Below are 20,537 nucleotides of genomic sequence, written 5' to 3'. Positions count from 1 at the left end.
AGCGTGCTGATCGGCATGAACAACTCCGTCACGAACACAGCCCGGTTGCTCGGCGCCGGCCTGCGGGCCCTCCTCGTGCTGACCCTGGTGACCGGCGTCATCTACCCGCTGGTCGTCACCGGCATCGCGCAGGGGTTGTTCCCCGGCCCGGCGAACGGCTCGGAGATCAAGGCGGACGGCCAAGTCGTCGGCTCGTCCCTGATCGGGCAGTCGTACGATCTGCCGCCGAAGAAGGGGCAGGCGACGCCGGAGCGGGACCTGAGGTGGTTCCAGGGCCGGCCGGCGAACGGGCTCGGCGTCAACAGCGTCAACACGCGGTACAAGCTGCTGCTGTCCGGTGCCACCAACCTGTCCGCCGACAGCAGGGAACTGCTCCAGCAGGTCGAGGACGCCAAGGCCGAGGTCGTGAAGGACAACTCCGTGTCCGGCTACACCGTCGAGCCGGCCGACGTACCCGCCGACGCGGTCACCTCCTCCGGCTCCGGCCTCGACCCGGACATCTCCCCGGCCTATGCCGACCTCCAGATCCACCGGGTCGCCCAGAAGAACGGGCTGGCGGTCACCCAGGTCCGGAAGCTGGTCGACGAGCACACCGAGGGCCGCACCCTCGGCTTCGTCGGGGAGTCCCGTGTGAACGTCCTCGAACTCAACATCGCGCTCAAGGACCTCGTGGCCGATAAGTGACGTCCTTGCCCGACCCCCACACGAGCACGTGAGCCGGCGGCCCCGGAGGAGAGGCACACCCCATGACCAGGGTGCTCGTGGTGGAGGACGACCCGCAGCTCTTACGGGCCCTCGTCATCAACCTGCGGGTACGTCACTACGGTGTGGAGGCCGCCCCCGACGGCGCGGCGGCCCTCCGGCTCGTCGCCGCCAGGCAGCCCGACGTGGTCCTGCTCGACCTCGGTCTGCCCGACACGGACGGCGTCGACATCATCAGGAGCCTTCGGAGCCGTGGCCGGGGCGGGAGCCGGATGTCGATCCTGGTGATGTCCGCCCGGCAGGGATCCGGCGAGAAGGTGGCCGCGCTCGACGCGGGCGCGGACGACCACCTCACCAAGCCGTTCCGCATGGAAGAACTCCTGGCAGGGCTGCGGGCCGCCGTCCGCCGTACCGAGAACGCGCCGCTCTCCCCCGGCGCGGCACTCGTCGAGACGGCCGACCTCAGGATCGACCTGCTCGCCAAGAGGGTCGTCAGGGCCGGGCGGGATGTGCGACTGACCCCGACCGAGTGGCACCTGCTGGAGATCCTGGTGACCAGCCCCGGCCGACCGGTCACGCGGAAGCACCTCCTCCAGGAGGTGTGGGGCGGCTCGCAGGGCAACAGGACCTACCACCTGCGCGTCCACATGGCCCGACTGCGCCGCGAACTGGAGACGGACCCCTCCCATCCTCGCCACCTGATCACCGAGCCGGGCACGGGCTACCGCTTCGAGGGATGACAGGGTGCCGAGGGCGCTCCGAACGGCGGAGCCGAACAGGTGCGAGTGCCCAGTGTTCGCTCATGTATTCCGCCTGTCGCGGGTCTTTTTCGGTCGACCGATATCTCCGGGCCAGGCTTTGGTTGTGTGCCGGTAGCTGAGTTAATCTTCACCGGATTTTCTCATCCGGCCGGTCGGCGAACTGCGGAAACGCGGTCGGTGAGCGGGCCTTCCACAGGCCCGGCGCGGGTTCCGAGTCCTCGCCGTGAGGGCTCTTGGGGAGCGGAACGAGGGTGCGCATGAGCAGCAGGACGATCGAGGCCGTCGACCGGGCCCCGGGTGAGCAGGAGCTACGGCAACTCCTGGCCGGACTGACCGCCGTACGGGACGGTGACTTCGGCACCCGGCTCCCGTCCGACGGCGAGGGGCTCCTCGGCGACATCGCCACGGTGTTCAACGGCATGGTGGACCAGTTGTCCGTGTTCACCTCCGAAGTGACGCGGGTGGCACGCGAGGTGGGCACCGAGGGCACCCTCGGCGGCCAGGCCGAGGTGCCGGGGGTCTCGGGCACCTGGGCCGACCTGACCGACTCGGTCAACGCCATGGCGGGCAATCTGACCACCCAGGTGCGTGACATCGCGCAGGTGGCGACCGCGGTGGCCAAGGGCGACCTGTCGCAGAAGATCGACGTCCCCGCGCGTGGCGAGATCCTTCAGCTGAAGGAGACCGTCAACACGATGGTCGACCAGCTCTCCGCGTTCGCCGACGAGGTGACCCGCGTGGCCCGCGAGGTCGGCAGCGAGGGACGGCTCGGCGGACAGGCCCAGGTGCCCGGCGTCGGCGGCGTCTGGCGCGACCTGACCGATTCGGTCAACTTCATGGCGGGCAACCTCACTTCCCAGGTCCGCAATGTCGCCCAGGTGACCACGGCGGTTGCTCAGGGCGATCTGTCGCAGAAGATCACTGTGGATGCCCGTGGTGAGATCCTGGAGTTGAAGAACACCATCAACACGATGGTGGATCAGTTGTCCGGTTTCGCCGACGAGGTGACCCGCGTCGCCCGTGAGGTCGGCACTGAGGGACGTCTCGGCGGACAGGCTGACGTCAAGGGCGTGAAGGGCACCTGGCGTGACCTCACGGACTCCGTGAACTTCATGGGGGGCAACCTCACCGCGCAGGTCCGCAATGTCGCCCAGGTCGCCACGGCGGTTGCTCAGGGCGATCTGTCGCAGAAGATCACTGTGGATGCCCGTGGTGAGATCCTGGAGTTGAAGAACACCATCAACACGATGGTGGATCAGTTGTCCGGCTTCGCCGACGAGGTCACCCGCGTCGCCCGCGAGGTCGGCACCGAGGGCAATCTGGGCGGACAGGCGATCGTCCGGGGCGCGTCCGGGACCTGGAAGGACCTGACGGACAACGTCAACGTGATGGCGTCGAACCTGACCGGCCAGGTCCGCTCGATCGCCCAGGTCGCCACGGCCGTCGCACGGGGCGACCTCTCCCAGAAGATCACCGTCGAGGCCAAGGGCGAGGTCGCGGCCCTGGCGGACGTCATCAACACGATGGTCGACACGCTCTCCGCGTTCGCCGACGAGGTGACCCGAGTCGCCCGCGAGGTCGGCACCGAGGGACGCCTCGGGGGCCAGGCGCACGTACCGAACGTCGCGGGCACCTGGAAGGACCTCACCGACAACGTCAACTCGATGGCCAACAACCTCACCGGCCAGGTCCGCAACATCGCCCTGGTGACGACGGCGGTGGCCAACGGCGACCTGTCGAAGAAGATCGACGTCGACGCGCGCGGCGAGATCCTGGAGCTGAAGACCACCATCAACACGATGGTCGACCAACTGTCGTCGTTCGCCGCCGAGGTCACCCGAGTCGCCCGCGAGGTCGGCAGCGAGGGCCGGCTCGGCGGCCAGGCCGAGGTGGAGGGAGTCGAAGGCACCTGGAAGCGACTGACGGAGAACGTCAACGGCCTCGCCGGGAACCTCACCCGACAGGTCCGCGCCATCGCCGAGGTGACCAGCGCCGTCGCCGAGGGCGACCTGACCCGCTCGATCACCGTCGAGGCCTCCGGCGAGGTCGCCGACCTCAAGGACAACATCAACTCCATGGTCGAGTCCCTGCGGGAGACCACCCGGGCCAACCAGGAGCAGGACTGGCTCAAGACCAACCTCGCCCGGATCTCCGGCCTGATGCAGGGCCACCGGGACCTGCCCGTCGTCGCCGAGCTCATCATGGACGAACTCGCGCCACTGGCCTCCGCGCAGTACGGCGCCTTCTACCTCGCCGAGGACACCGAACGCGGCCCCGAGCTGCGGCTGGTGGGCTCGTACGGCTATCCCGACGACAGCGACCGGCCGCACCGCATCCCCGTCGGACGCTCACTGGTCGGGCAGGCCGCGCGCAACCGCCGTCCCATCAGCGTGGAGGAACTGCCGCCGGGCTACGTGACGATCTCCTCCGGTCTCGGACAGGCCGTGCCCAGCGCCCTGGTGGTGCTGCCCATCGTGGTCGAGGACCAGGTTCTCGGTGTCATCGAGCTGGGCTCCGTCACCGCCTTCACCCAGATCCACCAGGACTTCCTCGCCCAGCTGATGCCGACCATCGGCGTCAACCTCAACACCATCGTGGCCAACGCCCGCACCGACGAACTGCTGGGCGAGTCCCAGCGGCTGACCGCCGAACTCCAGGCCAGGTCGGAGGAGTTGCAGGTACAGCAGGACGAGCTCCAGCGCTCCAACGCCGAACTGGAGGAGAAGGCCTCCCTGCTGGCCTCACAGAACAGCGACATCGAGGCCAAGAACCTGGAGATCGAGCAGGCACGGCAGGAGCTGGAGACCCGCGCCCAGCAGTTGGCGCTGGCCTCGAAGTACAAGTCGGAGTTCCTGGCGAACATGAGCCACGAACTGCGCACCCCGCTCAACAGCCTGCTGATCCTGGCCCAGTTGCTGGCCCAGAACCCCTCGCGCAACCTCACGCCCAAGCAGGTCGAGTACGCGGGCATCATCCACTCGGCGGGCTCGGACCTGCTGCAGCTGATCAACGACATCCTCGACCTGTCCAAGGTCGAGGCGGGCAAGATGGACGTCACCCCCGAGCGGGTCCCGCTGCGCAAACTGCTGGAATACGTCGAGGCGACGTTCCGGCCGATGACCACGCAGAAGAGCCTGGACTTCACGGTGGCCACCGCCCCGGGAACACCCGCCGACCTGCTCACCGACGACTCCCGGCTGCGCCAGATCCTGCGCAACCTCCTGTCGAACGCGGTGAAGTTCACCGAACAGGGCGGTGTCGCCCTGCGCATCGAACCCGCCGCGGACCGGGAGGTGCCCGCCGGCGTCGTCCGCGGCGGTCCCGTCGTGGCCTTCAGGGTGCGGGACACCGGTATCGGCATTCCCCAGCAGCAACTGGAGACGATCTTCGGAGCCTTCCAGCAGGCGGACGGCACCACCAGCCGCAAGTACGGCGGCACCGGACTCGGCCTGTCGATCACCCGGGAGATCGCCCATCTGCTCGGCGGCGCCGTCACGGTGGACAGCACGCCCGGCCAGGGCAGTACCTTCACCCTCTACCTCCCCGTGGCACGCGCCGACTTCGAGGAAGTGCTCGACGGCGGTGGCCCGCCGACGGAGCAGCACCCCGGAACCGCCGGCCGGGAACTCCCGCCCGTCTCCCGGCCGGACGCCGCTTCCCCCACGGCACCCGAACAGCGCCGTCGCCGCCTCCTCGTCGTCGAGGACCGTCCACGCGGACTGCTCACCCTCGTCGCCGAACGCGCGGTCGCGGACCTCGCGCCCGACGACGGCCGGCTCGGGGCGATCGACATCATCACGGCGATCGGGGCACAGGAGGCGGCGAGCACACTGGCCGCCGAGCCCTGCCACTGCGTCGTCCTGGAACTCGGCATGCCCGACGACGAGGGCACACGTCTGCTGGACGCCATAGAGGGTGACTCGGCGCTGGCCGGCGTGCCCGTACTGGTGCACACCGGTCATCGCGGGGATCTGGCGCACGAACAGGCGCTGCGCTCCCGTGCGGACGGCCGCCCGCTGGACTTTCTCTCCAGCCTGGACGAGCTGCGCGAACGGATCACCCTGCACCTGTCCGCCGAGGAACCGGGCGACGTGCTGTCACTGGTCCGTACGGAGGAGTCCCAGCGCCCGGCCGCACAGGTCGTCGACGGCGCCTTCGTCGGCCGTACGGTGCTCGTGGTCGACGACGACGCGCGCAACCTCTTCGCGCTGAGCGGGATGCTGGAACTCCACGGCTTCAACGTCCTGCACGCCGACAACGGCCGTAAGGGCATCGAGATGCTGCTCGCCCATCCGGACATCTCGGTGGTCCTGATGGACGTGATGATGCCCGAGATGGACGGCTACACCGCCACCGCGGAGATCCGGGCCATGCCCCAGTACGCGGACCTGCCCATCATCGCCGTCACCGCGAAGGCCATGCCCGGCGACCAGGAGAAGAGCCTCGCCTCGGGGGCGAACGACTACGTCACCAAGCCGGTCGACACCAACGACCTCATCGGCCGCGTCCGGCGCTGGCTGTCCGTATGACGGGGAACCGCACCGCCCCGCGTGCCGGCCGACCGCGTGGTGTCCCCGGACACCCGAACCGAGGGACAGTCCAACCGTGAGCAACCCCCAGCCGCAGGACGCCGGATCGAAAGAGGACGACCACGCGGGGCAGCCCACGCCCGTCGGCAGACTCGCGGCGACCGTGGAGCGCCTGCGCCGCGAGGTGCAGACGGCCCACGCGGAAGCGGACGGTCGTGCCCTGATCGAGCTGGCCAAGGGCATCCTCGTGGAGCGGCTCGGATGCGGGCCGTCGCAGGCGGCACGGCAACTCGCCGAGCTGACCGAGCAGGCGGGCGTGACACCCCTCGAATTCGCCGTCGAAGTCATCAACCAGGCCGCGCGCGACCGGCTCTCCGACGTGACGACCGCTCTCCTCGCGACCACGGCGGACCAGAGCGATACCACCGACCCGCCGGGGAACGGCTCCTTCGCCGTACGGCTGCGGACCGCCGAGAGCGGAGCGCTTGCCGCCCACGACACCCAGGCCGTGGCCGACTCCCTGCTGGAACACGCTCTGACGCCGCTCGGCGCGGAAGCCGTGGCCATCTGGGCGCTGGGCGCCGACGGTTCCCTCACCCTGGCGGGCAGTGCCGGGTTCCCGGCCGCGGAGGCGGCACGCTGGCGGTACGTGCCGCCGGGCGTGGTCACGGTGGCCCGTCGTGGGCTCGGCGAGCGAACAGGTCAGTGGATCACCAGTCTGGCGGAGACCGGGCTGCCCTCCATCGGCCGGAGCCACCACGCCGACGGCGGCCGGGTCGCCCTGCCCGCGGGCACCGGCGGGCGGATCCACGGAGTGCTGGAAATCGTCTGGCCCACGCCGCTGGGAGCCCAGCCCCCGCAGATCGTCCGCCAGGTCGAGGCCCTCGCCGAACTGTGCGCGCACACGCTGGAGACCTGCGCTCCGCGTCGCCCCGACGCCGACGCGCGGCCCGGGGCCCTGCCGGACGCCGCCGAACTGATGGACCTGGCCGACGGTCTCCACGACCCGGCGCTGGTGCTGGTTCCGCACCTGGACGCCACCGGGGAACTGGTCGACTTCCGCATCCACCACGTCAACATCCCCTTCCTCGACCCGGCCGGCCGGCCACGAGGCGCCGTCACCGGAGCCCTGCTCCTGGAGACGTATCCGATGGCCGCCGGCGAGAGCGAGCTGTTCGACCAGATCGAACGGGTCTATGCCACGGGTGAGCCGTTCCGAGCCCGCCGGATGCGGCTCACGGCCCTGGTGGACGACGTCCCGCTGGCCTCGGTCGCCGACATCAGCGTCAGCCGGCACGGCGGCAGCGTCCTCCTCGTCTGGCGTATGGAGGACGAGACGGCACGGCTGGCGAGCCTGCTGCAACACGCCCAGCGACTCGGCCGCATCGGCGGTTTCGAGGAGAACCTCCTCACCGGCGAGATCACCTGGAACGGCCAGCTCTTCAGCCTCTACGGCAAACCGTCCGTCAGCGGTCCGGTCCCGCTGGAGGATCTGCCCGCCCACGCACACCCCGACGACGCCGTCGTCGTCGGCAGGTTCCTGCGCACCCTGCTGCACCACCGCCGCGCCGCGTCCGCGGCCTTCCGGCTCCAGCGGCCCGACGGCGTGACCCGGCACATCCGTGTGGTGGCCGAGCCGGTCCTCGACTCCGACGGCCGGCTGTTCGTCGTCCGGGGCGCCTACCAGGACATCTCCGCGCACCACTGGACGGAGGTCGCCCTCGCCGCCACCCGCGACCAACTCGCCCACTCCGAGCAGCAGTCGAGCGAACGCAACCGGCTCACCCTCCAGCTCCAGCACGCGATCATGCCCCCGGCGCAGGCCCCGCTGGAGGCCCCCGGGCTGCGCGTGGCCGTCCGCTACCGGCCCGCCGAGACCCAGCACCTGGTCGGCGGCGACTGGTACGACGCGGTGGTGCTGCCGTCCGGGCTGGTGCTGCTGTGTGTCGGGGATGTCGCCGGACACGGTATCGAGGCGGCCACCAGCATGGTCGTCCTGCGCAACGCGCTGCGCGGTCTCGCCGTGACAGGCGCCGGACCGGGCCAGTTGCTGTCCTGGCTCAACATGGTCGCCCACCATCTGACGGGAGTCGTCACCGCCACGGCGGTCTGCGGCCTGTACGACCCCGACCGCCGCACCCTGCGCTGGGCCAGGGCCGGCCATCTCCCGCCCGTCCTGGTACGCGGCAACGAAGCGACGCCGCTGCCCCTGATCACGGGCCTGCTGCTCGGCGCCGCGCCCGACGCGACGTACGAGGAACACGAGGTCCAACTGGCCGTCGACGACACGTTGCTGATGTACACGGACGGACTGATCGAACGCCGTGACCGGTCCGTGGAGGAATCGCTGGCCCAGTTGCTGCTGGCCGCGCGCACGGTACCGCCCACGCTGGACCAGCAGTTGGACCGCCTGCTCACCTACAGCAAGTCCGACACGGACGACGACACCTGCCTCGTGGGCGTCCGGGTGGCCTAGGCGCAAGCGAAGAAGGGTGGGGGCACACCGGCTTTCGGTGTGCCCCCACCCCTCCTTGAGCCTCTATGGCCGCGATCTACCAGCGATACCAGCGGCCTCGCTTTCCGCCCGCTCCGGTGGAGCGAGCGAGAAAACCGACCAGCCAGATCACCAGCACGATCACGGCGATCCACCACAGGGCCTTCAGGGCGAACCCGGCGCCGAAGAGGATCAGGGCGAGAAGCAGAACGAGTATCAGGGGAACCATTGTTATCAACCTCCGTTCCGCCGTGTGCCCCGTCATGATCTGCGCACACACCGGAATTTATCTGTTTCTTATTCGCTGCTCGGGGCATCCGGCGGGCTGCGTTCAGCCCGGCTCGCACGGCCCTCGCACGGCATCCGCATGGCACCCGCACGGCAAGGCGCCGGTCGCCGGACGTCTGGGATCGCGGCTGGCGGGCACGCGATATGTACGAGTTGGGTGCGGATGACAGGAAGGGGAAAGCCGGTGGTGATCAAGGCGATGGGCTGGGCGCATTCGTTTCCCGCCTCAGGGGGCGTACGCGCCGGTCGGCACTGGGCGCGAAGGCAGTTGGAGTCGCTCCCCTGGACCGCTGACGAGCCCGAGACGGTGGACGCCGTCGTCCTGACGGTGTCCGAACTCCTCACCAACGCACATGTCCACGCGTGCAGCGACGCACGTCTGATCCTCACCTGGGACGGCGACTGCCTCCATGTGAACGTCCATGACGAGGACCCGACACTGCCGAGCCAGCGTGACCCGCAGCCGGGCGAGACCTCCGGCCGCGGAGTGGGGATCGTACGGATGCTCGCCGACGAGTTGCAGATGAAGTGTCAGCGGCACGGCAAGACGGTGTCGGCGTGCTTCCGCCCGGCCGGCGCGGACCGGCCGGGCGAAGACTGAGCGTCACCCGGAGCCGGACCCGGCCGCCAGGTCGTCCTGAGTGAGCTGGGCGCCCTGGGCGATCTCCCAGGGCTGGGGACCGGTGCCGTCCGTCCAGGCCTGGAGGGTCTCCCGGTCCACGCACACGATCCCGCATCGGTCGGCGTACTCCATCGCCGGATCGGTGAAGTCGCTCGTGGTGACCAGCGCGGCGACGTCGGCCTCGTGGACGGTGAAGCACGTGCCGCCGAAGCGCTGAAGATCCTGGGAGCCGACCCGGTGCGAGTCGCCGTAGCGCTTGCACTGGATGACCACGCGGCGCCCGTCAGGGGTCACGGCCACGACATCGGCGGCGAGGTCCCCGGCCCCGCCCACCACCTCGACGGCGGAGCAGCCGTCGCGTTCACAGAGGGCGGCGACGGCCTCCTCGAACTCCTCCGGCGTCAGTGCGTCGTGGTCGACGGTGACTTCGGTGGCCGGGCGCTGACGGGGAATCGTCAGAGACCCCAGTTCGTCGGCGGCCTCCCGCGCCGCCTCGTCGAGCGCGGCCGCCGCCTGGCGCGCCGCTCTCGCCACGTGCAACCGGCGGCGCATGCCCACGAAGCCCGCCACACCCACGACGACCAGGACGAACACCCAGGCGGGTCGCCGGTCGACGGCGCCGGCCAGCATGCGGGCCGCGAAACCCAGGACGGTCATGATCATGGCGAGGAAGACGAAGAACAGGGCGGTCGAGCGGAGGTCGAACCCGTGCCGGGGGTTCGCAGGCGGTGTACGACGCGTGGTCGCGGTCACGTATGCCCTTTCCTGGAAACGAGGAGGAAGATCACTTCCCGCATCTGCCCAAGATCGAGTTCTTCATCGGCTTCGTGATCGTCATCGTTCAGCCGGGTGTACCGGATGAAAAGGTCAGGGCGGGGCAGAAGAAGCGGATGGCTGATCTTTCGGAGTTGCTGCAGCAGGGCATGCGGCGTCGTCACCTGAACGCGCAGGCCCTCGCCACCCGGACAGGTATCCGTACCCCCCGTATCCGGGTCTTCGCCCAGGACGGGGCAAGCGGTCCGGTCCATCCCACGCGAGCGGAGCTGGCCGAACTGGCCGCCGCCCTGGCGCTGCCCCTGCCTGAGGTACTCGCCGCCGCCCGCACTCCCGAGGCGGCACCGTCACCCTGAGGCGCCGAGCCCCGCGTCGAGGTCGTCGCCCCGGTGGTGGACGGGCCAGGACCTGGCTCTGACCAGCCCGGCGTCGTACGCCGTGATCACTGCCTCCGTATTCGTCCAGCCCCGGCGGATGGCCACCAGGACCTCACGTTCGAGGCCGCTGAGCTTCGGTGGGCGGGTGGTACGGCATACCACCCGCCCACCCGCGCCGATGGCACTCACGGCGGAGTCCAGCGCCTGCGGTGCTCGGCACGAGTGATGAGGGTCCTGTCGATCTGGGCCGTCGGAGACCGCTATCGGCTGCTCCTCGCGCTCGCCCGCCAGGATCTGGGTGCGGAGCGGGTGTCCGAGATCCTCGCCCCGGCCCGCACCGAGGCCACCGCGATCCTGGAGCGCGGACAGCGCGAAGGGGTGCTTCACGACCAGCTGCCCGCGCCGGTGCTCAGCGCCGCCCTGGAAGCCCTGACGCTCTCCCTGCTGGAGAGTGTCAATGCGGGGGCATGGGAGGACGACGGGACGCGCACCGCTGTCGCCACCCGCCGCGCCGCCGACTACGCCCACCGCCTCGGCTACACCGTCAAGACCCTCACCCGCGCCTGCACGGCCGCCACCGGGCAGCCGGTCAAGCACGTCATCGACGCCCGTGTCGCTCTGGAGGCCCAGCGGCTTCTCGCCCATACGGACGAACCGGTGGCGACCATCGCCCGACGCCTCGGGTTTCCGGAACCTACCAACTTCGGCAAGTTCTTCACCCGCTGCACCGGGGAGACCCCGGGTACGTTCCGCCAGACCCACCCGGGGCGACAGTGACAGCGATCTCCCAGGGGCGGAATCCGGGAGTTTTCCGCGTGTTTTCCGCGTGATATCGCGGCCGTCGCGCTGAAGGCGGGTACCTCGATGACGGAGCGTTCGCCCCGGAGCCGCCGACACCGAACGCGCTCTTCCCGGTGAGGGGGAGGTGCCGCCGTGCAGGTTCACGGTGAAGGCGGTGCGAGGGCCTGGAGAAATGAATGCCGCTCATCCGGGAGTCATCACAGACCAGTGATCTGCCATTCCTGGCTCGTCCCGGTGTCGATGGGCCACTGGATGACGCGGGCGCCGTCTGTCGTCGATCCGCTGTCCATGTCGGCGCACCAGGTGGCGTTGCGGACGTTGACGAGGCGGTGGTAGCCGTCGCCCGTGTCGACGAGCTTCCACCATTGGTTGTCGCTGTTGGTGTCCTGCCACTGGTCGAGTTGGTCGCCCTGGCCGGATCCGCCGGGGCTGTCCAGCAGGCGGCCGCTGTGGCGGGCGGTGATACGGAAGGAGCCGTCGGGGTTGGGCAGGAAGCGCCACTGCTGGTTGACGGCGCCGGACCAGCTCCACTGGACGGCCTTGCCGCCGTTGGCGGTACTGGCGCCGGAGATGTCGAGGACCTTGCCGCTTCGCCGGTTGACCAGCTTGAACCAGCCGGTCAGCAGGGAGACGGTGATGTCGGTCCGTTGTCCGGCTGTCAGTGACACCTTGCGGGCGTGGGTGCCCAGGGGTGAGGAGGCCACGGTCGCCGAGGTGGTCACCGATGTCATGCCCCGGCGGCTGATGAGGGTGACGGTCTGGTCGATCGCGGAGGTGACGGACAGGGTGGCGGCGCGCGCGGACAGGTCCCAGTCGAAGGTGTGGACGCGGATCCGGCCGCGCGCCCGGACGCCGGTGATGGACCCCTTGGCGAGCTGGTCGGGCAGGGCGGGCAGGATCTCCAGGACGCCGGGACGCGAGTAGATCAGGGACTCGGCCAGTACACCGGGGAAGGCGTTGGCGGCGTCGGCGTTGTAGATGTCGAGGTTCGGGTTGTGGGAGGTCATCAGCGACTTGAAGACCATGTTGTTGCCGATGATCTTCTTCAGGTTGTCGTAGACCTTGCCGCCGTCCTTGAGCCGGGCGCCCGCCAGGGCGCGGTGCAGGCTGCCGTGGGCGGAGATGTTCTGGTCGCCGCGCTTTTCGAGGGCCTTGAGCGCGGGGCGGACGAGTGTGGGTTCCTCCTCGGGATTGATCTCGTGCAACGGCCAGGCACCGTAGAGGTGCTGGACATGCCGGTGGTTGTAGCGGTCGGTCAGCGTGGGCCAGGACCATTCGGCGAGCGCGCTGTCGCTGTTGACGCGGTAGGCGGGGATCTTCTGGAGCAGAGCAGTCCAGCGAGCCACGCCCTGCCCGCTGCCCTGCTCGACGCCCAGAGCGTCGGCCGCGTCGATGGCGGCCTGCAGGGCGTGCTTGCCGGCCATGATGTCGCCGGTCGCGTTGATCGACAGGCACACGCCGGTGTTGCCGGGCGAGTTCTCCATGGAGAAGGAAGGGACGAAGACGGCCTTGCCGTTCGCGTCGGTGCGGGTGAGGAAGTCCTCGTAGAACAGGGCGAGTTCCATCAGAGCGGGGGCCAGCTTGGTGCGGTAGAAGTCGCTGTCGCCGGTGACCTCGTAGTACTCCAGCAACGGATACAGCAGCCAGTCGGCGCCGCCGGTCCAGCACTGGCCCGGGAAGCCGCTGTTGTCGAAGTGGAGCATGTGGCCGTACTCGCCGTCGGTCCGGGAGGGAGCGAGGAAACCGCGAACGCCGTACAGGTTGGTGGCGTTGGTTCTCCAGTCGTCGAGCTGGTCGAGGACCAGGTTGAAGTACCCCTCCATGACGTCGGTGAGGTCGAGGATGTTGCCGCCCGCGACCTGGAGGTTGACGTTGGCGTCGGTGGTGAAGTCGTCGGCCCAGGCGCCGTTCCAGGAGCCCGTCCAGATGCCGGTGAGACGAGGCGGACCGACACCGCTGGAGCTGATGAAGAGATAGCGGCCGGAGTCGTAGAGCCGCTCCAGCAAGGCGATGTCGATGACGCCCCGACTGGCGTTCTGGCGGGCTGTCAGCTCGCCGACGGACAGCTTGCGGTCGGCGTCGGACACGTTCAGGTCGAGGCGGGAGCGGTCGTACAGCTCGGCGTGGATCGCGGTGTGCGCGGAGCGCAGCGTGGTGTAGGTGGTGCCGAGTGCGGCCAACTCGGCGTGCAGCGGCTCCGAGTCCCAGGCGGTGGAGGACTCGTAGCGGTCCAGCTTGGTCAGCAGGATCACACCGGTCGCCCTGGCGACGACGATGCCGGCTCCACTGACGCTGACGGAGGAGCCGGAGCCCGTGGCGACGACGCGGGTGACGCCCTCGTAGCCGAAGGCGCCCTGCCCGGAGGGGTAGGTGCCGCGCAGGTTGAGGTAGCCGGAGCCGTTGCTCATCGTGGCGCGGGTGGTGAAGCCGACATCGCCGGGCACCCCCGCGAGGGCGGTGTTGACACTCAGCGTCGTGTCCACCGTGCGGCCGGGCGCGGGGATCAGCTCATGGACGATCACGTTGTCGGCGCGGGAGACGAAGGCCCGGCGGGTCCAGGTGCCGTACTGGTCGGTCCAGCTGGAGCTGACCTCACCGGTACGGAAGTCGGTGACCCGGCCGTAGTTGTTGACCGTGGTCATGCCCGGGGTGGCGATGAGCAGCTCGTACGCGGGATGGTAGGTCTGCGTCCAGCGCAGTGACCATCCGGCGGCGAAGTCGGTGTTCGCGCCGGCGTAGTCCCCGGCCAGCGCTTTGTTTCGTACGCCCTCCAGGCGGCCGGAGAGGACGGGCGGCTTCACGGTGCGGGTGCCGTTCGGCAGCACCAGGCCCTGGTGGTTGAAGACCACCTTCTCCAGCGTGGCCGCCCCGTGGAGGATGGCGCCGTACTCGCCGTTGCCGCTGAGGAAGCCGTCGGTCCAGGAGGACGCGGGGGAGGTGTCGTAGATGCCGCGGTCGGGGAGGGTGATCTGCGGTGGTACGGCTGCCGAGGCTTTCCCGGAGAGGAAACCGCCGGGGAGGGCGGCTGTTCCCGCGGTCAGCGCGGCGGCGGTGAGGAAGTGTCTGCGGTCCAGAGGAACGTCCATCGCGGGAACTCCTTTGTCAGGCGGTGCGGGGTACGGGTGTCGGGCGGACCGGGACGTCGAGCGCCTCGGCCTTCAGTAGGTGCGCGGTGCGTTCGGCGTGGCCGGGCTCGGCGCAGGATATACAGCGCCCCCTATTGAACATGGGATGGATCTAAGAATGGCTCCGGCGTCGGTGTCCATAGCCGGAGTGGAGATTGTTGATTTGAACTCCGGTGACCTGGGACGATGGCGACGGTTGAAGAGTGATGGCGGCAGAGTGGACCATTCCGTCCCTTCCGGATCCATGGGATGTATTGCTACGGTGCCGTGGGTACGTACCGGAGGGAACAGCCACGTATGTCACTGACCGGCAAGGCCATCGACCGCATCAGGGAGCTCATCCAGTCCGGTGAGCTGTCGCCGGGTGCCAAGCTGCCGCCGGAGCAGCTGCTCGCCGCCGAGCTGGGGCTGTCGCGCAACCTCACCCGGGAAGCGGTCAAGGCGCTGGTCGTCGCGCGTGTACTGGAGATCCGGCGTGGCGACGGCACCTATGTGACCGGCCTGGAACCGGAGCTGCTGCTGAGCGGCATCGGACCGCCGTCGAACTGCTGCACGGCGACACCCTGCTGGAGCTCACCGAGGTCCGCCAGCTGTTCGAACCGGTCGCCACGGGGCTGGCCGCGACCCGGATCTCGGCCGCTCAGCTCGACGAGGTGGGGCGGCACCTGGAGGCGATGCGTGCCGCCCACGACGACGTCGAGCGGCTCAACGAGCACGACGCCGCCTTCCACCGGACGGTGATCGCGGCCACCGGCAACGCCACCCTCGCCACCCTGCTGGAGGGCATCTCCAGCCTCACCGTGCGCGCCCGCATCTGGCGCGGCCTGGTCGACGACAACGCCGCTGCCCGCACCCTCGCCGAACACGAGGCCATCTACCAGGCGCTGGCCGCCGGCGACGCCGTACTCGCGCAGGCCGCCGCGCTCCTGCACGTCTCCACCACGGAGCGGTGGCTGCGCGAGCACTGGGGCCGGGAGGCCGACGCCCTTCCGCAGGATGCCGCCAGGGGCAACGGCTGACCCGGAGGATCTGACTGGGCGGTGTGTCTGGCGGCTGCCTCGTACCACGAGGTCATGCGCACCGCAGAGGGGTTGACCTCCGCGCTGAACGCCGCCGAACGCGCCGAGGTCTTCGGCGGCACGCGCCTACCGACTACAGAAGGACGCACCGTGAAAGTACGCCTGGCCTACGGGCGGTCGGGGCTGGACATCGACGTGGACCCGCGCAGGGCGACCGTCGAAAACCCGTCCACCACGAGGCCGCCGCGGATCAGAGGGCCGTACTGCGTGCGGCCCTGCGCTCCCCGGTCGCCGGGCCGCCCCTGCGCGAGCGGGTGCGGCCGGGGCAGATCGTGGCGATCTCGGCCTGCGACGGCACCCGGCCCCAGCCACGTCACCTGATGATCCCGGCCGTCCTCGACGAACTCGACGGCATCGTCCGCCCCGAGGACATCGTCATTCTCGTCGCCACCGGCACCCACCGCGGCAACAGGAGGCCGAGTTGCGCCAGATGTTCGGCGACGAGATCGTCGACGGCGTACGCATCGTCAACCACGACGCCCGCGACCTCGGTCAGCTGACCTGGATGGGGACGTACGGCGACGGCGTACCGGTGTGGCTGAACCGCGAGTGGGTGGAGGCTGATGTCCGGATCACCACCGGCTTCGTGGAGCCGCACTTCTTCGCCGGCTTCTCGGGCGGCCCGAAACTCGTCGCCCCCGGCCTCGCCGCGCTGGAGACCTTGCTGGTCCTGCACGACGCGGCCCGACAGAGCCCGGAACAGCGCCTGCTGGACCGTATGCGAGCCATCGGCCCGCTCGCCGTGGCCTATTCGGGCGGCGCGGACTTCGCCCTCGTCCTCGCCGCCGCCGTACGCGCTCTCGGAGCGAACCGGGTCCTCGCTGTCACCGCCGTCTCGGAGAGCCTCGCCGACGGTGAACTCGACCGCGCACGCCTCCTCGCCGACGACCTGGGAGTCACTCATCTGACCCCACGAACCCGCGAACTCGCCCGCCCCGGCTACCGGGCCAACGGACCAGACCGCTGCTAGTTCTGCAAGTCGACGGTCCTGGACACCATCGGTGCGCTGGCCCGCGACCACGGCTTCGACCAGGTGGCCACCGGCACCAACGTGGACGACGCCCGCGACCCCCACCGGCCGGGCATCCGGGCCGGCCGGGAACGCGCGATCCACACCCCGCTCCTCTCGACACCGGCCTCGACAAGGCGGCCGTACGCCGGCTCAGCAGCGCCTGGTCACTGCCCACCTGGGACAAACCGGCGACCCCCTGCCTGGCGAGCCGGATCCGCTACGGCATCGAGGTCACCCCGCACCGTCTGGCCCGGGTCGACCGGGCAGAGGTCGCCGTACGCGGGCTCCTGGCCGAGGCCGGCCTGAACGTGAGCGACCTCCGGGTCCGCGACCTGGGCGACACCGCCCGCCTCGAAGTCGACCCCTCGATCGTCGACCGGGTCACGGAACTCCCGTCGATCGCCCGAGCGCTTGCCGCCGCGGGCTTCCGCGGACTGCCGTACCGAGTCGAGCCGTTCCGCTCAGGGCGGCTCAATTCCGAGACGTAACGGAAAACGGCATCAGTGAATTAGCCGCCCCATGGCGGCGCAAGTCAAGAAAATAATGCGTTGCTTCTTTTGGCTGCCAAATACGTGATAAACGGTTCTCTTGCGCGACGTTGAGTCGGCCTTGTAGACATGAATCTGGGTCATGATAAGTACGACATATATTGGGTTAGGGTACGATGCGTGCGGCTTCACGGCGGTCAGCCGCTCTCGACGCAGTCACCCGGAGGCAGGACAGATGGACGACACGCCGGCGACTGAATCGGCCCTGCCGACGCAGGCTCCCGTTCCTCCCGCTGCGGCTGCCCAGGGCAACGGCAAAGAGGAGCGGGGCGACTACCGGCCCGGTTACGAAATCGTGGCGGAGCGGATTCTTGAGTTCATCGCCGAGTCGCGGTTGGTGGCGGGTGACCGGTTGCCTACGGAGATTGATCTGGCTCAGCGGTTGGACACGAGCAGGGCGGTGGTGCGGGAGGCTGTGAAGATTCTTTCGGCGCTCGGTCGTGTCCGGGCGCACAAGGGGCGTGGTCTGTTTGTCGCGGACGATGAGGGGATGCTCGTCACGAGCCGTTGGGGAGGCTTCTTCCGCCCGGTCGACCTTGATCATGTCCTGATGCTGTTCGAGTTCCGCAGGGTTCAGGAGGTCGCTGCGAGCAGCCTGGCGGCGACCCGTGCCACGCCCGCCGAGCTGCGTGCCGTCGAAGTTGCCATGCGGCAGTGTCGGCACGGGTACGAGCACGGCGAGGTCGAGGTGTTCAATCAGGGGGACGAGGACTTCCATATGGCGGTGGCGGCGGCCTCGCACAACACCTTCCTGGTCAGCGCTGTGCGTGACGCGCGCCGTCTGCAGCGGCAGTCGAGCGCGATCGGTATCCACGACACGTTCAGCACCCACACCGGGTTGGCGGTCGAGGAGCACGAGGCGATCTACCGGGCCATCCGCGACGGCCGGCCCGACGAGGCGGCCGAGGCCACGGCCGTACACCTGGACAGGACGCTGGAGGACTACCGACGGGAGATCCAGCGCCGTCTGTTCGGCTAGCGCCGGACTCCAGGGGAGCCGGGAGTCCCGCACGGCCGGGCGGACTGTGCCGCCCGGCCGTGACCCGGTGGCAGAAGGACAGACGTAGGTCAGACCCGGTCGGCGGCGATGAGGACGTACTGGAAGGACCCGTCCTTGTACGAGTTGATGAACGAGTCCTCAATTCCCGTGACCAGCGAGGACGTTGCCCGCAGTTCCCAGTAGGGCAGAGTGTCTGGCGTGAGATCGATGACCGCCTGAGGCACCAGACGATTGTCCGCCATGGCACGCAGGTACTCCCTGCGCGAGTGGATGTTGCACTCGAAGTGCGCGTTGATCTGGGACACCCACTTCGAAGGCTGGCCGTACCGAGGGTTCCAGCAGCCGGTGATGGTCACGTAGCGACCGCCGACCTTGAGGACGCGGGAGTGTTCCGCGAAGAGGTCCTGCAGATCGACGTACATGCTCGACTCGTTGTTCCACGAGGCGGCGGCCTGACCGGTCTCGAAGGGGGTGGAGAGCATGTTGCAGACGCGGGCGCGGACATGGTCCTGGATGCGGAGTTCGCGGGCACGCCGGTTGGCGAAGTCGGCCTGCTTGGCCGACAGCGTGACACCTTCGACCTTGCATCCGAAGCGTTGATGCGCCATCACCATCGACCCGCCGCGCCCGCAGCCGGCGTCCACCAGGGTGTCATCCCGCCCGATGTCGCCGAGGTGTTCCAGAAGGAGATCGGCCTGCGCCGACTCCAGGCGGTGGAGCTCGGCGATCAGCTTCTTCTCGCTCTCGCTGTCCTCGGCATCGCCGAGTGCGGAGTGGTCGACGTCACCGATGCCGTAGTGGTGGTGGTAGAGACCGTCGACATCGCCGAGACGCAGGTTCACGGGCCTGGCCTCCCCGTCCCAGTAGCGGGCGATGTCCCCCTGGTAGGGAGATGCCGGGCCGGGGATGCGCAGAGGAGCGTCGGTGGCGGTGAGTTCGGTGCTGGTCGTGCTGGTCACAGATGAGTCCATTCTTCTTACCGGAAGTCGTTACCAGAAGTCGGGCAGGCTGTAGCGATAGGTGTTGGTCCGGTGCCAGTGGTGGTTGCCGTCGACCCACGCGGCCACGCCCCGCAGGAAGCGCTGCACAGTAGGGACGGGGCAATCGGCGGCCAGGGCCGCGGAGTTGGTCTCGAAGTCGCGCATGAGGTCGTTGTGGACCTCGACCGACTTCAGATAGGCGTCCCGGTCGGAGAGGCCCTCACGTTCGGCGATCACGACGGGCAGGTTCAGGTGCCGTCCCGGAGCGTCGAGTTCCTTGGTGTACGAGTACAGGTCGTTCACGATGGTCGTCGCGTTCCCCGCGAGCGCGATGACCTTCTGCATGGCGGCCTGGGCATGCAGGTCCATCGGCAGCTCGTAGCCGCCGACGGTGTCGGTGATGGTCGGGCAGGGGCGGAAGTTGTTGAACTGGCGCATCGCCAGGTACTCCCACACCTCGGGTACGCGGTCCAGCTGCGACCAGGCGGCTTCGGCGAGATACCCCAGGTGAAGCCGGGCCATGTCGTGCCGGAACCGGTCGCTCTGGGAGGGACTGGCCACCTGGACGAAGTAGTCCATGGCGGAGCGGTAGGCGCGCCGAGGCGCGTCAGCGTGGAGCGACTTCGCCCACTGCGCCTGGTACTCCTCCGTCGTGTACAGGGGGTCGAGTGCCGTGTGCGCCAGCAGCAGGCGTTCGCCGAGGCCGACAGGCGAACCCCCGTGGTCCTCGCAGTAGTAGTCGTCCACCGCGTTCTCGGCCACCATCAGGCGGGTGGCGATCATCAGGTGGTCGACGGTGGGTGCGTCGGGATGACAGCCGACCATGTAACGCCCCACGGAGAAGCCGTCGAACTGCTCCGCCAGGTCCTCGGGATACAGAGAGACCTCGTCCAACGCCCATGACTTGATCCTTCGGCTGACCTCTTCGACCCGCACCGGATCGGGCTCGGTCACCTGGTGGTGGTAGAGGCCCGGGATGGGGATGCCTTCCGCCGAAGCTGCGGGCGGCTCCGAAGGCGTGGGCGGTTGCTCCCGCAGGACCAGACGCAGATCCGCCGTGCCCAGGCCGCTGGGGCCGCGCAGGATCCGTTCCAGGCCGAGGATCGGTGTCGGCACAACGGCTGGCGGTACCGCGACTGTCGGCACCACGGCTGTCGGGGCGTCGGGGGGAGGCGGCGTCGGCACGGAGAGCGCGGACGGTGCGGGCAAGGACAACTCACCTGGTGGGCACCCGGTGGCAGCCTTGATGTCGCAGGCGCGGGCCGTGGCTTCGGCGAGGACCTGCGCCCCGAAGTGGGCAGCGGCCGCCGGCAGGCTCGACTGTGGAGGTGTCGGCTCGGGCGCGGGCATCGATGGCTCCTTGGTGGGGTGGGCGGCTGTCCTGGGACCTGTCAGGCATGCGCGACCTGCTCGGAGGGTCCGGGGGCGCCGTGCTTCGCAGGCCG

The 20,537-nt window shown here is 69.2% G+C and carries 14 protein-coding genes and 3 pseudogenes; 11 read left to right on the top strand and 6 right to left on the bottom strand.

What is annotated here, in order from left to right:
* Positions 1-15 precede the first annotated feature (15 nt).
* The 4 genes from QA861_RS29940 to QA861_RS29925 all read left to right on the top strand — a co-directional run bounded on the left by QA861_RS29940 (position 16) and on the right by QA861_RS29925 (position 8,468).
* Complete coding sequence (locus QA861_RS29940; RefSeq protein ID WP_334591799.1) at positions 16-684, top strand: potassium-transporting ATPase subunit C; 669 nt, start codon at positions 16-18, stop codon at positions 682-684.
* Between the two features lie 62 nt (positions 685-746).
* On the top strand, positions 747-1,442 hold the full coding sequence (locus tag QA861_RS29935) for a response regulator (protein WP_334591798.1): 696 nt from the start codon (positions 747-749) through the stop codon (positions 1,440-1,442).
* A gap of 278 nt (positions 1,443-1,720) precedes the next feature.
* A complete protein-coding gene (locus tag QA861_RS29930) occupies positions 1,721-5,992 on the top strand; it encodes a HAMP domain-containing hybrid sensor histidine kinase/response regulator (RefSeq protein WP_334591797.1) in 4,272 nt (1,423 codons plus the stop codon).
* Positions 5,993-6,068: 76 nt separating this feature from the next.
* Positions 6,069-8,468 carry a SpoIIE family protein phosphatase gene (locus QA861_RS29925; RefSeq protein WP_334591796.1) on the top strand — a complete coding sequence of 800 codons (2,400 nt, stop codon included), beginning with the start codon at positions 6,069-6,071 and terminating at the stop codon, positions 8,466-8,468.
* Positions 8,469-8,544: 76 nt separating this feature from the next.
* On the opposite strand, the gene QA861_RS29920 is transcribed toward QA861_RS29925, so the two are convergent.
* On the bottom strand, positions 8,545-8,715 hold the full coding sequence (locus tag QA861_RS29920) for a hypothetical protein (protein WP_044472719.1): 171 nt from the start codon (positions 8,713-8,715) through the stop codon (positions 8,545-8,547).
* 243 nt (positions 8,716-8,958) lie between these two features.
* Here QA861_RS29920 and QA861_RS29915 point away from each other — a divergent pair, with 243 nt between their 5' ends.
* The gene (locus QA861_RS29915) at positions 8,959-9,375 is read left to right on the top strand and encodes an ATP-binding protein (RefSeq protein ID WP_334594881.1); all 417 of its coding nucleotides are present in this window, start codon (positions 8,959-8,961) and stop codon (positions 9,373-9,375) included.
* Positions 9,376-9,378: 3 nt separating this feature from the next.
* Here the strand turns inward: QA861_RS29915 and QA861_RS29910 are convergent, their stop codons facing one another.
* On the bottom strand, positions 9,379-10,149 hold the full coding sequence (locus QA861_RS29910) for a restriction endonuclease (RefSeq protein WP_334591795.1): 771 nt from the start codon (positions 10,147-10,149) through the stop codon (positions 9,379-9,381).
* A gap of 2 nt (positions 10,150-10,151) precedes the next feature.
* On the opposite strand from QA861_RS29910, the gene QA861_RS29905 reads away from it, so the two are divergent.
* Positions 10,152-10,526 (top strand): hypothetical protein, encoded by a 375-nt coding sequence (locus QA861_RS29905; RefSeq protein ID WP_334591794.1) that lies wholly within the window; start codon positions 10,152-10,154, stop codon positions 10,524-10,526.
* Here QA861_RS29905 and QA861_RS29900 read toward each other — a convergent pair.
* Positions 10,518-10,736, bottom strand: a complete 219-nt coding sequence (locus QA861_RS29900) for a hypothetical protein (protein WP_334591793.1) — start codon at positions 10,734-10,736, stop codon at positions 10,518-10,520. The two genes, QA861_RS29905 and QA861_RS29900, sit on opposite strands and share 9 nt — an antisense overlap.
* A 297-nt stretch (positions 10,737-11,033) precedes the next feature.
* On the opposite strand from QA861_RS29900, the pseudogene QA861_RS47210 reads away from it, so the two are divergent.
* Positions 11,034-11,324, top strand: a pseudogene (locus QA861_RS47210) (helix-turn-helix domain-containing protein); the annotation flags it as partial.
* Between the two features lie 221 nt (positions 11,325-11,545).
* Here the strand turns inward: QA861_RS47210 and QA861_RS29890 are convergent.
* Positions 11,546-14,434 (bottom strand): glycosyl hydrolase family 95 catalytic domain-containing protein, encoded by a 2,889-nt coding sequence (locus QA861_RS29890; protein WP_334591792.1) that lies wholly within the window; start codon positions 14,432-14,434, stop codon positions 11,546-11,548.
* A gap of 336 nt (positions 14,435-14,770) precedes the next feature.
* On the opposite strand from QA861_RS29890, the pseudogene QA861_RS29885 reads away from it, so the two are divergent.
* The 4 genes and pseudogenes from QA861_RS29885 (at position 14,771) to QA861_RS29865 (ending at position 18,091) form a co-directional block, all read left to right on the top strand.
* Positions 14,771-15,492: pseudogene (locus QA861_RS29885) on the top strand (FadR/GntR family transcriptional regulator).
* Between the two features lie 23 nt (positions 15,493-15,515).
* Positions 15,516-16,522: pseudogene (locus tag QA861_RS47205) on the top strand (lactate racemase domain-containing protein).
* Positions 16,523-16,872: 350 nt separating this feature from the next.
* Positions 16,873-17,052, top strand: a complete 180-nt coding sequence (locus tag QA861_RS29870; RefSeq protein ID WP_334591790.1) for a hypothetical protein — start codon at positions 16,873-16,875, stop codon at positions 17,050-17,052.
* Between the two features lie 235 nt (positions 17,053-17,287).
* Entirely contained in the window at positions 17,288-18,091 is an 804-nt protein-coding gene (locus tag QA861_RS29865; protein ID WP_334591789.1) for a FadR/GntR family transcriptional regulator, read from the top strand.
* Between the two features lie 89 nt (positions 18,092-18,180).
* Here the strand turns inward: QA861_RS29865 and QA861_RS29860 are convergent, their stop codons facing one another.
* The gene (locus QA861_RS29860; RefSeq protein ID WP_334591788.1) at positions 18,181-19,083 is read right to left on the bottom strand and encodes a geranyl diphosphate 2-C-methyltransferase; all 903 of its coding nucleotides are present in this window, start codon (positions 19,081-19,083) and stop codon (positions 18,181-18,183) included.
* Positions 19,084-19,101: 18 nt separating this feature from the next.
* On the bottom strand, positions 19,102-20,442 hold the full coding sequence (locus QA861_RS29855; protein ID WP_334591787.1) for a family 2 encapsulin nanocompartment cargo protein terpene cyclase: 1,341 nt from the start codon (positions 20,440-20,442) through the stop codon (positions 19,102-19,104).
* Positions 20,443-20,537: the final 95 nt, after the last annotated feature.

The sequence above is a fragment of the Streptomyces sp. B21-083 genome (genome assembly GCF_036898825.1).
GTDB lineage: Bacteria > Actinomycetota > Actinomycetes > Streptomycetales > Streptomycetaceae > Streptomyces.
This window is presented reverse-complemented; position numbering and strand designations above follow the sequence as displayed.

What these genes read in the sequence shown, in the direction of transcription:
- QA861_RS29940 (WP_334591799.1), top strand. Translation starts at nt 16, where the DNA reads ATGAACAACTCCGTCACGAACACAGCCCGGTTGCTCGGCGCCGGCCTG.
- QA861_RS29935 (WP_334591798.1), top strand. Translation starts at nt 747, where the DNA reads ATGACCAGGGTGCTCGTGGTGGAGGACGACCCGCAGCTCTTACGGGCC.
- QA861_RS29855 (WP_334591787.1), bottom strand. Translation starts at nt 20,442, where the DNA reads ATGCCCGCGCCCGAGCCGACACCTCCACAGTCGAGCCTGCCGGCGGCC.
- QA861_RS29890 (WP_334591792.1), bottom strand. Translation starts at nt 14,434, where the DNA reads ATGGACGTTCCTCTGGACCGCAGACACTTCCTCACCGCCGCCGCGCTG.
- QA861_RS29905 (WP_334591794.1), top strand. Translation starts at nt 10,152, where the DNA reads ATGCCCTTTCCTGGAAACGAGGAGGAAGATCACTTCCCGCATCTGCCC.
- QA861_RS29920 (WP_044472719.1), bottom strand. Translation starts at nt 8,715, where the DNA reads ATGGTTCCCCTGATACTCGTTCTGCTTCTCGCCCTGATCCTCTTCGGC.
- QA861_RS29930 (WP_334591797.1), top strand. Translation starts at nt 1,721, where the DNA reads ATGAGCAGCAGGACGATCGAGGCCGTCGACCGGGCCCCGGGTGAGCAG.
- QA861_RS29865 (WP_334591789.1), top strand. Translation starts at nt 17,288, where the DNA reads ATGGACGACACGCCGGCGACTGAATCGGCCCTGCCGACGCAGGCTCCC.
- QA861_RS29860 (WP_334591788.1), bottom strand. Translation starts at nt 19,083, where the DNA reads ATGGACTCATCTGTGACCAGCACGACCAGCACCGAACTCACCGCCACC.